8 protein-coding genes are annotated in these 12310 nt (G+C 61.0%); 4 read left to right on the top strand and 4 right to left on the bottom strand.

What is annotated here, in order from left to right:
• Positions 1–170 precede the first annotated feature (170 nt).
• The 4 genes from KBC96_04140 to KBC96_04125 are packed head-to-tail and all read left to right on the top strand — an operon-like array spanning position 171 to position 8136.
• Entirely contained in the window at positions 171–3170 is a 3000-nt protein-coding gene (locus KBC96_04140) for a family 10 glycosylhydrolase (GenBank protein ID MBP6963579.1), read from the top strand.
• Between the two features lie 50 nt (positions 3171–3220).
• Positions 3221–5935 carry a family 10 glycosylhydrolase gene (locus KBC96_04135; protein ID MBP6963578.1) on the top strand — a complete coding sequence of 905 codons (2715 nt, stop codon included), beginning with the start codon at positions 3221–3223 and terminating at the stop codon, positions 5933–5935.
• 18 nt (positions 5936–5953) lie between these two features.
• Positions 5954–7231, top strand: a complete 1278-nt coding sequence (locus KBC96_04130; GenBank protein ID MBP6963577.1) for a PHP domain-containing protein — start codon at positions 5954–5956, stop codon at positions 7229–7231.
• On the top strand, positions 7228–8136 hold the full coding sequence (locus KBC96_04125) for a multidrug DMT transporter permease (protein ID MBP6963576.1): 909 nt from the start codon (positions 7228–7230) through the stop codon (positions 8134–8136). Before KBC96_04130 ends, KBC96_04125 begins: the two co-directional genes overlap by 4 nt.
• Here the strand turns inward: KBC96_04125 and KBC96_04120 are convergent.
• The 4 genes from KBC96_04120 to KBC96_04105 all read right to left on the bottom strand — a co-directional run bounded on the left by KBC96_04120 (position 8133) and on the right by KBC96_04105 (position 12231).
• Positions 8133–9026 (bottom strand): FAD:protein FMN transferase, encoded by an 894-nt coding sequence (locus KBC96_04120; protein ID MBP6963575.1) that lies wholly within the window; start codon positions 9024–9026, stop codon positions 8133–8135. The genes KBC96_04125 and KBC96_04120 overlap by 4 nt on opposite strands.
• 28 nt (positions 9027–9054) lie before the next feature.
• On the bottom strand, positions 9055–9852 hold the full coding sequence (locus KBC96_04115) for a glycerophosphodiester phosphodiesterase family protein (protein ID MBP6963574.1): 798 nt from the start codon (positions 9850–9852) through the stop codon (positions 9055–9057).
• Between the two features lie 99 nt (positions 9853–9951).
• Positions 9952–10833 (bottom strand): sugar phosphate isomerase/epimerase, encoded by an 882-nt coding sequence (locus tag KBC96_04110; protein MBP6963573.1) that lies wholly within the window; start codon positions 10831–10833, stop codon positions 9952–9954.
• A 117-nt stretch (positions 10834–10950) separates the two neighbouring features.
• Positions 10951–12231: a Gfo/Idh/MocA family oxidoreductase gene (locus KBC96_04105; GenBank protein ID MBP6963572.1), complete on the bottom strand. Its 1281-nt coding sequence runs from the start codon at positions 12229–12231 to the stop codon at positions 10951–10953.
• Between the last annotated feature and the right edge of the window lie 79 nt (positions 12232–12310).

Genomic DNA, 12310 nt, shown 5'->3' with positions numbered 1-12310 from the left:
GTAGTGTTCCTGAGAGCAGGTGCGAATCCCTCTGTCAGGCGCCCTGCAATCCAACCCGGTAGTTCTACCAGTTTCCTGGGATCGGCTTGACCCGATCAGCGTCGTATGTTACCATGGATTAGCCTCTTTCCCCCCGAATGGCAGTCCGGCAAAGGAAGTGACAATCAGCAATGCGCAAGACCCTCACCACACTCCTCGTCGTGCTGATCGCTCTGGTTGTACAATCGTTGGTACTCGCGGCCACCGAGATCATCGTTGATAATCCCTCCGCGGTATTCGTCGGAAGCTGGCAGACTGGCACATCGTCCTCGGACAAATACGGCGCTGACTACAGGTTCGCCGGTCAGAACACGACCACCCTCAAGACGGCTACGTACACGCCGGCCATTCCGACCGATGGCGTGTGGGGCGTCTACACGTGGTACCCGCAGGGCTCGGGCAGGCCCATCAACGCTCAGTACATCATACATGCGTCTACCGGCGACACCACCCTCTACGTGAACCAGCAGACTAACGGCGGGAAATGGAGTTTCCTCGCAAACTGCTCATTTGCCGCCGGGACGGACGGCTACGCGAGGATCACCAACTACGGAACGGACACAACAAAGGTCGTCATGGCGGACGCCATTCGGTTCTACTCCGAAGCGGGTTCCGGCGACACCGATCCGCCGGTCATGAGCGGGATAGGCACATCACCCGGCGAAACCTCAGCGATGACGACCTGGACGACAAACGAGCCGGCCACCTCTCAGGTGGAGTACGGCCCGACGACGTCCTACGGCACGCTCAGCAGCTTTGACAATTCGCTCGTTGTCAATCATACCGTCAGTCTCTCGGGGCTGACTCCGCAAACTCTCTACCACTACCGGGTCAGATCGGTGGACGCCGCCGGCAACCCGAGCTTATCGGGCGACCTGACATTCACCACCACGGCCAGCGAGCCGCCAGTGATCTCTCAGCTCTCAGCAGTGCCGGCGTTCAACTCGGCTGCGGTGTCATGGGTCACCAACGAGCCGGCGACCTCGCAGGTAGAATACGGTCTTACAGCATCTTACGGCAATGAGACGGCCAAGAACTCGGGACTCGTTCAGAACCACAGCGTAACGGTGGCAGGACTCTCGCCCTTGACGACGTACCACTACCGGGTGAAGTCGGAAGACGCGCTCGGTAACGCGGTGGTATCCGATGACGGCTCTTTCACTACGACAGCCCCGATCGCCGGGGAGTTCAGAGGAATCTGGGTCGACACCTGGCACCAGGGCATCCTGAGCGCAGCGCAGGTGACGACTCTCGTGAACACGGTCGGCGGCGCCAACTACAACGCGATCATCCCCGAGGTTCGGAAGTGCGGCGACGCATACTACAACTCGGCATACGAGCCGCGCGCGACCAACATCGTCGGCTCGACGTTCGATCCACTCGCGGACCTGATTGCCAAGGCACATGCCGCGGGCGTGGAGGTCCATCCCTGGATCGTCACCTACCGCATCTGGAACACCTCATGGGGAGCCGCACCGGCGAACCATGTCTGGACGCTGCATCCCGAGTGGGCACTGACGAGCAGTTCGGGAGCTACCTCGGAGAGCGGGTACTACAACCTAGATCCAGGGGTTCCCGGCGCGCAGGACTACATCTGCGATCTCGTCATGGACATCGTCGGCAAGTACGACATCGACGGATTCGAGTTCGACTACATCCGCTATCCCGGAACCGAGTGGGGCTATAACCCCATCACGGTACAGCGGTTCACCGACGAATTCGGTTTTGCCCCGCCGACATCGTCGTCAGACCCCAACTGGGACGCCTGGTGCGACTATCGGCGACAGCAGGTGACCGATCTGGTGAAGAAGTGCTATCTGAACATTCTGGCTAGCAAGCCTCACGTCAACGTGGCCATCGACTCCGTAGCCTGGATGGGCGGAGACCCTCATACCGATTATGAGTCCACTCAGCAGTACAGCGGAGTCTTCCAGGACGCAAGGAGATGGATGCAGGAGCACGTTGTGGACTCCAACAGGCTTATGAACTACAAGCGCGAACACGATACGGCGCAGGCACTCGACTACGATCTATTGACGGACTGGCTTGCCATTCAGCAGGATGACACGGGCAGAACGGGCATGGAGGGACAGGCCAACTATCTCAACTCCATAACAAACAGCGTTCACCAGATGCAGGTTGCGCGGGAGGTGGGACTCGGACTCGTCAACTACAGCTATGCAGTCACGAACAAGGATGCCGAGCCGGCTGCCAACTTCTTCAGCGGTATCCAGACAAACTTGTTCACGACCAAGGTGCCGACGCCGGACATGCCCTGGAAGACCGCCCCCACGACCGGCATCATCTTCGGCAATGTGACGGATGCCTCGCACCCGAAGGATCCGATCTATCAGGACTGGATATACAAAGCCGATGTTTCCGTGAACGGCCCAGTGACCCGGAGCACGACGACGGATGCGACCGGCACCTATGGGTTCCTCGATCTCCCCGTCGGGACATACAGCGTAACGGTGTCCAAGTCGCGCTTCGCTCCCCAGGTCATCACGGGTGTGACTATCACTGCCGGACAAGTCGCGAAGAGAGATGCGGCACTCGGTCAAGCGACTACCGTGACCTCACCCGCTGGCGTGGTAGTCGACGGCTGGAGTCTGCTGAGCCTTCCGGTTCAGCCGGAGGACCCCAGCCCTGCCGCGGTATTCAGTGGGATAGATATCGACGGCAAGCTCTACAAGTGGCATAACTCGACCCAGGGACTCGGCATCTACGACTCATGGAGTCCGGAAGCGTTCGGCGATGTGGACATCGAGAACGGCTACTGGCTCGAGTCAGCATCGGCCGGGACGGTCTCGTACCAGGGCATCCCGAGCAGCGCCACGACCCACGACATCGTGCTCCCGACGGGCGGCTGGGCGATCATCGGCTGCCCGTTCACGGTGGACAAGCAGTGGCCGAACACTACGGCAAAGCACGGCGCGGCGACTGCATCGATCTTCGACGCGTCGCACACCTACAGCTGGCTGAGCTCGACCGGCTACTGGTGGGACGCGTCGGTTCAGGGCCTGATGGAGATCGGCCTTCCCGAGGACTTCGCTCCTTGGGAGACCCTCCAACCGTGGCATGGGTACTGGGTCCAGACCTATGTGGACGACGTGACTCTCACCCTGCAGTAGGCCCGGACAATACTCGAGACAACGACATATGCGTCGAGGAGATGACTGCCATGCGGCCACAACTGATTCGGGGATTCATGGTGCTGATCTCTGTGCTATGCGCGTCGAGAGTCGCCGCCGAGTCGGAGATCATCATTGACAACCCGAACGCGGAGGTCGTCGGCGCGTGGACCACAGGCACGGTCACACTGACGAAATACGGCGACGACTACTACTACTGCTCCCAGAGCCTTACCGGCACGAACAGCGCCACGTACCTGCCGTACATCCCGGTTGCGGCGAGTGATTGGAGCATCTACGCCTGGTATCCGGCGGGATCGAACCGGCCGACTCAGGCCCGGTACATCATTCATACGACTTCAGGCGACAACACGGTCTATGTCAACCAGCAGATCAACGGCCAGCAGTGGTTCTGCATCGGCACCTACGCAGTGGACTCAGGTGTGGGGAACTGGGTGCGCATCACCAATCAGGGCCCTGAGACCGACAAGGTCGTAATGGCGGACGCGGTGCGCTTCTACTCCCCGACGACTTCGTCAGAGCCGGACACGAGTCCGCCGATCATCTCCTCCGTCACCTCGAGGCCTGAACCCACCCGCGCGACAGTTACCTGGACCACCGATGAACCGGCGACCTCCCAGGTGGAGTTCGGCGACAGCGTTTCATACGGCAGCGAGACACCGAAGCAGACGGCGCTGGTTCTGGACCACTCTGTGACCATCACGGGGCTGTCTTTCCCGACGACCTACCATTTCCGCGTGAAGTCCGAGGACCTGTACGACAACGCAGCGGCCTCGGCCGATCTCACCTTCACCGCCTCGAGCGAGATCCCACAGACGCCGGCATTCCGCTCGGCGTGGGCCGATGGATGGAGCCCCGGTTTTCGGAGCGCGGCCGAAGTCACTGAGCTGGTAGACACACTCCATCAGGCGAACTACAACGTCGTCATCCCCGAGGTACGCAAGTGCGGGGACGCGTTCTACGACTCGGCGTATGAGAACAGGGCGACCGCGATTACCGATCCCCTTCCTTTCGACCCGCTCGCGGAAATGATCACGAAGGCCCACGCGGTAGGGATGGAAGTCCACGCGTGGCTGGTCGCATATCGAATCGCGAACAGCTCGGCCACAAACGCGCCGCCGGTGTACTACGAGCATCCCGAGTGGCTCACGCGAGACTCGTCGGGCGCGTACCTGAACAAGGACTTCTACCTCCTCGATCAGGGCGTGCCCGGGGTGCAGGACTACGTCTGCAAGATTGTGCTGGACATCGCGAGCAAGTACGACGTGGACGGCGTCAACTTCGACTACATCCGCTACCAGGGCAACACATGGGGCTACAATGAGATCACAAGACAGCGCTTCTACGACGAATACGGTTTCTGGCCGCCGAACTCGAGCAGTGAGACCGGCTGGACCACCTGGTGCGACTACCGCCGCCAACAGGTGACCGACCTCGTGAAGAAATGCTATCTCGAAGTGATGGCGCTCAAACCGCACGTAAAGATGACTGCGGACACGATAACAGGAGGTTCTGTCACGGACTTCACGATCTCATCCCCTTACTCCTCCGTCCTGCAGGACTGGCACAAGTGGATGGAAGACCATATCCTCGACGCGTCGATCCCCATGGACTACAGAGACGATTCGGTACCGGCGGAGGCGAAGGCCTTCCGCGACTGGGCGCAGTTCTCGGTGGACAGCCGATACGGTCGGCACTCTTACGTCGGCATGTCGACCTACAGGAACACGATCGGCAACAGCATCGGGCAGATCTACGCAGCTATGAGCATGGGCGCAGACGGCGTTTCGACGTACAACTACTCCAACGACACCAAGGACGGCCTGCCATCGACGGAACTGTTCAGCGCTGTCGGGTCCAGCATCTACACCTCGCCCGTGCCGACTCCCGACATGCCGTGGAAGACAGCGCCAACGACCGGCATCATCTTCGGCACCGTGACCGACGCGTCGCACCCGAACGATCCCATCTACCGCGACTGGGTCTACAAGGCAACGGTCACTGCCATTGGTCCGGTCACCAGGACTACTCTCACGGATGCCACCGGAACCTACGGGTTCATCGATCTCCCGCCCGGCGCATACGTGATCACCTGCTCGAAGGCCGGCTTCCCGACCCGAACCTACGGCGATCAGCGGATCGAAGCGGGAGACGTGCTGCGAGAGAACTTCGAACTCGGTTACACGACTGCCTCATCGTCCGACGTGGCGGTGAACGGCTGGAGCCTGTTCAGCCTGCCGCTCGAACCCGTGAATCCCGATCCCGCCTCCGTCCTGGACGGCGTCAACATCGACGGTAGGCTCTACCGTTGGGACAATCCGACTCAGGGATTGAGCATATATGACTCGTGGAGTCCGGAGCAGTTCGGCAACCTAGACACGAAGAGCGGCTACTGGCTGCAGTCGAGTTCTGCTGGTACAATAAGCTATCAGGCTCGAGCAGGCGCTCCGGCCACCAGCGATATCCATCTGCAGTCCGCGGGATGGGCGATCATCGGCTGCCCGTTCCCGACCGATAAGCAGTGGCCGAACGTCTTGGTCAGGCATGGATCGGAGACGGTGCCGATCGGCTCGGCGGGATCGAACGCGTGGATGGACACCGGCGGGTATTGGTGGGATGCGGCGAATCAGGGGTTGATGGATATCGGTTTGCCGGAGAACTTCGCTTCATGCGAGACCCTGCAGCCATGGCACGGGTATTGGGTCCGAACATACCTCGACGATCTGACCATGATACTTAGATAACCTAAGGAGAGAGTGCGGTTGCGCATCGAATCGAAGTTCTTTGGCGTGTCACCGAAGGTACTGCCCGTCGGGCGCACGTCGGTGGTGACGTTTCGGCCGCTGTATGACCATGTTCGGTTCACACATGGATCGCAGCACCAAGTGGCGATCATCCCCACCGAGGGCATTGCCGGACAGACGACCTGGGGAGAGATACCCCGGCAGGCAGCAACACCCGTCGGCGGCGCAATATCGGTACCGATCACGCCCTTCAGCGAACAGGAATATACCGTCCTGATCGAGCGGATCGATGACCGCAAACCGAAGCTGATTGCTGAGTTCCGGCTTTGTGCCGTAGACGAAGACCTCTTCCGCTGCAGGCCGTGGAAAGGCGACTTGCACGTTCACACGCACCACTCCGACGGCAAGGAGTCGCCCGCTTATGTTGCTGGCAAGTACCGCAGGGCGGGGTTCGACTTCATGGCGGTCACGGACCATCGCAAGTACGCTCCATCCCTGGATGCAATACAGGCATACGATGGCGTCCCGATTGATTTGGGGATCTACCCCGGCGAGGAGGTCCATCCGCCGGATAATCCGGTCCACATCGTGAACTTCGGCGGACGGTTCAGCATCAACGAGCTGTTCGACACCGACGAGTATCGCTCCGAGGTGGGCGCCATCGAGAAGGAGCGCGGCGTGCCATATCAGTACGCCTCATGCGTCTGGTGCTTCGACAAGATCCGCGAGGCGGACGGACTCGGCATCTTCTGCCACCCGTATTGGATCACGCAGCATCGGTACGATGTGCCGCTCCATCTGACCGACATGATCTTCGCTAGGCAGCCCTACGACGCCTTCGAGATCATCGGCGGGTTCTTCAGAGGCGAGTATGAGTCTAACAAGCTGCAGGTCGCCCGCTATGAGGAGGAACGTGCACAAGGGAAACGCATCCCTATCGTCGGGTCGAGCGACTCCCACGGCACGGAGCAGTCCGACCTCTTCGGCTGGTACTACACGATCGTATTCTCTCCGACACCCGATCTGCCCGACATCATCGGCGGGATCAAGGGACTTAACTCGGTCGCTGTCGAAGCTATTACAGGCGAATCGCCCCGCGCGTTCGGTCCGTTCCGGCTCGTGAAGTGCGTGCAGTACCTGCTGCGCGAGGTCTTTCCCATCCACGACGAACTCTGCGTGGAGGAGGGGCGTTTGATGCTGGCTCACGCCGCCGGAGACTTGGACGCAACCGAGATGCTGGGCAGGCTTCAGGGGCGCGTCCGGCGGCTGTACGATGATATCTGGGGCGTCAAATGACGCTCACCGCCGTCATCATCCTCTGTATCTCAGCCACTGTACACGCCGCGTGGAACTTTGTCGGAAAGAAGGGCAACTGCTCGCCCGCTTCGTTCCTGCTGGCAACGATCCTCGGGTGCGCATGCCTCTCACCGGTAGCGATCCTCAGTCCGGGGATCGTGGCCGCCTTCTCGCCCGAGGTGTGGGCGCTCCTGGTGATCACAGGTTTCTTCCAGGCCATCTACTACGTGGGACTTGCGGGCGCGTATCGGACCGGCGACATGTCCATCGCCTACCCGCTCGCGCGATCGGCCCCGGTGCTGATGGTCGCGGGCATCAACCTCCTCATCGGCCGGGGACACGAGCTGACTCTCCTCTCCGTAGTGGGCATGATGCTCATCGCTACCGGTGGACTGGTTCTTCCCATACGGAGCATGAGCGAGTGGAAGCCGCGGGACCTGCTGCACCTCTCCGGGCTGATGGCGATGGTAGCTGCGATCGGCACATGCGGCTATTCGATGGTGGACGACCATGCTCTCAGGATTCTGCGCTCGATGTCGGATATCTCCGCGGGGAGAACGATGCTTACCCTCAACTACGCGCTCATCGAGGGACTCTCCGCGACGTTCTGGCTTGTAGTCTTCGTCCTGACCACCAGGAGCGGCCGGGCATCATTCGCAGACACGGTCAGATTCCAGGCGCGCGACTCCCTGCTCGCGGGCATCGGCATCTACCTCGCCTACTCGATGGTACTGATCGCGATGGGTTTCGTCGCGAACGTGAGCTACGTGGTCGCGTTCCGGCAGTTGAGCATTCCGTTGGGCGCCATGTTCGGAGTCCTGCTGCTGAAGGAGCCGCACTATCCGGCGAAGATGCTCGGCGTCGCGGCGATGTTCGTCGGCCTGGTGCTAGTGGCGGTCGGCTAGTCGGCTGCTCGGCGGATGAGAGCCTTCACCCGCGGGTACTGCTTGACGAGCGCCCTGCCCTTCTCCTCACCCAGGACGCTCACGGCAGTCGAGAGGCCGTCGGACAGCATGCCGGTCGGGGCGATGATCGTCACCGCGATGCGGTCGGTCAGCCCGAGGCCGGTCCGCGGATCGACGATATGGGAGTACCGCTTTCCACCGATCTCCACGAACTGCTCAGTATCGCCGGATGATGAGACGGCGAGATTCGACAACACTAATCGCCGATCTGAATCAGGTCCTACAATGATCTCCCAGCCAGACTTGCCGGGCGGAGAGCCACTGGCCACAATGTCGCCGCCCATCTCGACGAGCGCGCTCGTGATACCGTGCTCCTTGAGAACGCGGACTGCCTCTTCGCACGCATATCCCTTGGCGATGCCACCGAGATCGAGTTGCATCCCCGGGGTTTCCAGCCGGACCGTTCTGGCCTTCGGATCGATGATCACCTTCCGCCAGCCGACCAGCTCCCGACCGGCGTCGATCTCCGACTGCTCAGGAAGCTTGCCCGACTTGCGTGCCGTCCTCCAGAGCTTGACGAGCAGGCCGACGGTGATGTCGAAAGCACCGTCCGAGCGGCGGGAGAGGTCCTGCGACTTGCGGAGGATGTAGTACAACTCGGGGCTGACTCGAACCGGCTGGGGGGAGAGCCGATTGATCTCACTGTCCAGGCGGTAGTCGCTCATGACTTGTTCGAGGCAGGCGATCCGATCGAACGCGGCCCGTGCGGCATCCAGGGCATGCTGCTCATCAGGCGCATACATGACGATCCGAGCCCGAACGCCCATCGCCATCTCGGAGTACTCGAAGCGTTGAGGGGCGGAGTCAACCGCTGAGGCCAGGATCAGCATCACGAGAAGCGCGCGCGCTATCAACAAGCTATCCCTTGTAGGTTCGTGCCGCCTCCAGCACAACCTGCGGATCGTCCGATGCAAACGAGTCAATCCCCAGGTCCATCAGCCGGTGGTAGACCGCCACATCCGCGACTCTCCACGGGAGCGACTGGAAGACGATCCCCCGTGACTTGATCTCCGCGCAGGCGTCACGCAGGAATGGCGACGACGGGCTGAACGGCTCGTCCGCGCTGAGGTCGTCAATCAGGTTCACGTGTATCTGAAGCTGCGTGATGGACTTGAACTCCACAGCCCTCAGCTCCTGAAGCCGCTCGCGCAGACGTTCCTCTGTGCCACCCATCCAGAGCAGGGTCTCGCTCTCCGGAGCAAGCTCTTTCCACTCGACGTGATGCGCGTAGACAGTGGATGCGAGTATCGTCTGACCGATGATGCCGTGCTGTCGCGCAAGTGACGCCAGATCAGAGAGCGACAGATCCTTGAAGTCGAGAATGAGCTGACAACCTGGACGCTCCCGCAGCGCTTCGAAGACATCTGTGATCTTCGGTATCCGCTGTCCCGCGAACTCCGGTCCCTTGTACGAGCCGACATCGAGTCCGCGAATCTGTTCCCAGGTGAAGTTCCCAATGCTGAGTTCGCGCATCTCCGCGGGGGCTCCAGGCGCTAACCTGGTGAAGTCGTTATCGTGGAAGGCAACCAGCACGCCGTCCTTTGTCACACGGACGTCGGCTTCAGGAATGAATCCCATCTCCCAGCCGAGCTTGAACGACTCCAGCGTGTTTTCCGGGCCCAGGTTGCCCGCTCCCCTGTGCGACTGAATAATCATGTCCCCCCGCCTGTGCTAATGACTCACAGACTGCTGGGGAGGGAGTTGAACTCCCTCCCCAGCATCCACTACTGCTCACTGTCTGCCCTTCACTTCTCGCTACACCCTCTTCCACTGGTCGCGCAGGAATCTAACGCACTTCGGAATCTCGACGTCACGGTCGCCGATGACTCCGCACTCAAAGCTGCAGAAGTCCTGGTAGCCGATCATCTTAAGACCCCTGAAGCCGTTGGTGTAGTCGCGCTCGTCCTGACCGGGAAGGTTGCGCTTGATCGAGGCCAGGTGCACATGATGGAGATAGTTCTCGGCGGAGATGAACGCGCCCATGTCGCTCGTCTCCTCTATGTACATGTGGTAGAAGTCCCCCATAGCGCACACGCCCGGATGGTTCGCATCGCGGCAGATCGAGGCCGCGTCCGCGAGCATTCGGACGAGCCACGTCTCATTGCGATTCAACGGCTCGAGCAGCACCCGCGTACCGCACTTGACGGCGTATTCCCCCAGCTCAGGAAGCTGATCGAGCAGGACCTTGCGCGCGTCAACATGGTTCAGCTTCGTCTGGCCGTTGAACGCCGGGACGAAGATCAGGCCGGTCGAGCCGAGTTCGCCGGCGGCGATCAGGATGTCCTTCATCGAGGACACGCACGTTCGCCGAACGGACTCGTCATCGCTCGAAAGGGCTCCGTCGAACCCGGCGCAGATCGCGCTGACAGTCACCCTCGAGTTCGCGAGCGCGGCCTTGATCTCCGGCACCCGCTCTGCAAGGCCTCGTCCGCCGAGTTCGAGGCCCTCTATCCCCCACTTGTCCATCTTTGCAAGACGCTCGGGCAGGCTTTCGCCGGGGATGATCCGCTCCTGGCTGGATATGCGGAGCTTAGCAGAAGGTTTCCTCTCCTTGGCTGCACCGGCCGGCAGTCCGGACGAGAGCGCAACTCCCCCTAGCGTACCTGTGATAAGCAGTTCGCGACGGCTCATTTTCATGATCTACTCCTTGGAAACGTAGGAGGGATTCTGCGTCGGCGAATGACGGCGCTAATCCCGAAGTCGGGGTTACCGGACGAAAAGCCCGTCCGGCAACCCCCTCCTACACAGACAGAACTAGATGAACGGCGTCTTGCCGGGAACAGCCACCGGCGGCACCGCAATCGGCCCGAACTCCAGGTTCACCGGCATCAGATTCTCCTGTGAGTTCAGCGCCTGCTCCCAGGTGATCTCCTGCCCTGTATACGCCGACATTCGGCCCATGATGGCGGTGAGCACGCTCTCAGCGATCCGCTTGGCCTCGTTCAGCGGCCTGCCGGCGCGAATGCTCGCTATGAGATCTGCGTGCTCCTGGACCCCCGCGCTGGGACTGGGGCCGTCGTACTTCCATTTGGTCTCGCCGTCGATCCACCCGGCGCAGTTCGACGTACCCTTTGTGCCGACAACTCGCTCGGAGACGTTAGTGGCGCATCCGTCGATCTGGCGGCACATGCTCATCAGACGCGCGCCCTTGTCGTAGAAGTACTCGACGGCGAAATGATCAAATATGTGCCCGTAAGCCGGATCGGTTCGAACCTGGCGCCCTCCCATACCTACGCATTTGACCGGATGGTCTCCGACCGCCCAGTTGATAACGTCAATGTTGTGCACGTGCTGCTCACAGATATGATCCCCCGAGAGCCATGTGAAGTACAGCCAGTTGCGAATCTGCCACTCCATGTCCGTCCATTCGGGCTTGCGCCCGTGATTCCACAGCCCGCCCTGGCTCCAGTAGCACTGCGCGGCCACGATATCCCCGATTGCCCCACCATGGATTCGTTTCATCGTCTCGACGTAGGGGAACTGGTGTCGGCGCTGAGTGCCGGCCACGATGCCGAGCTTCTTCGCTCGGGCCAGCATTCCGTACTTGATCACTTTGCGAACACCGGGCGCATCGACCGCGACCGGCTTCTCCATGAAGACGTGCTTGCCGGCCTTGACGGCGGCCTCGAAGTGTGTCGGCCGGAAGCCAGGCGGGGTGGCCAGAATCACCATATCCACGCCGCTGTCGATGACCTTCTGATAGGCACTGAAGCCAGTGAAGCACCGCTCACGGCTGAGATCGACCTTGTCCTTGAGGTTCGCGTCACCGGTGAGACCATTGTAGCAGCCATCAAGCCGATCCTGAAAGAGGTCTCCCAGCGCGTAAATCTTGACGCCTTGGGAGCTTGCAATGCAGTCACGGGCGGCACCCGATCCTCGTCCGCCGCAGCCGATCACCCCGACCTTGATGACGTCCGATCCGGCGGCCCATGCTCCCTGACCGATCGGAAGCGCGCCCGCCGTCAGAAGCGCCGCCGAAGCGACCGACGACTTGAGGAAATCCCTGCGAGATACTACCTTGTCTTGTCTCTCCATCTACCTATCCTTTCGCAAACGGTTTTCAGATCTCGGCTCTCAGTTATCGGTCTGCAGGTCCCGCTCCGCGAACGGACAA

It is taken from the genome of Armatimonadota bacterium, from assembly GCA_017993055.1.
GTDB lineage: Bacteria > Armatimonadota > UBA5829 > DTJY01 > DTJY01 > JAGONM01.
Note: the sequence above shows the minus strand (reverse complement) of the source record. Positions and strands in the feature narration are given on the sequence as shown.

Bases quoted from the DNA above. Each gene is read 5' to 3' on its own strand.
- KBC96_04125 (MBP6963576.1), top strand. From the start codon at position 7,228: ATGACGCTCACCGCCGTCATCATCCTCTGTATCTCAGCCACTGTACAC.
- KBC96_04120 (MBP6963575.1), bottom strand. From the start codon at position 9,026: ATGCTGATCCTGGCCTCAGCGGTTGACTCCGCCCCTCAACGCTTCGAG.
- KBC96_04105 (MBP6963572.1), bottom strand. From the start codon at position 12,231: ATGGAGAGACAAGACAAGGTAGTATCTCGCAGGGATTTCCTCAAGTCG.
- KBC96_04115 (MBP6963574.1), bottom strand. From the start codon at position 9,852: ATGATTATTCAGTCGCACAGGGGAGCGGGCAACCTGGGCCCGGAAAAC.
- KBC96_04135 (MBP6963578.1), top strand. From the start codon at position 3,221: ATGCGGCCACAACTGATTCGGGGATTCATGGTGCTGATCTCTGTGCTA.
- KBC96_04140 (MBP6963579.1), top strand. From the start codon at position 171: ATGCGCAAGACCCTCACCACACTCCTCGTCGTGCTGATCGCTCTGGTT.
- KBC96_04110 (MBP6963573.1), bottom strand. From the start codon at position 10,833: ATGAAAATGAGCCGTCGCGAACTGCTTATCACAGGTACGCTAGGGGGA.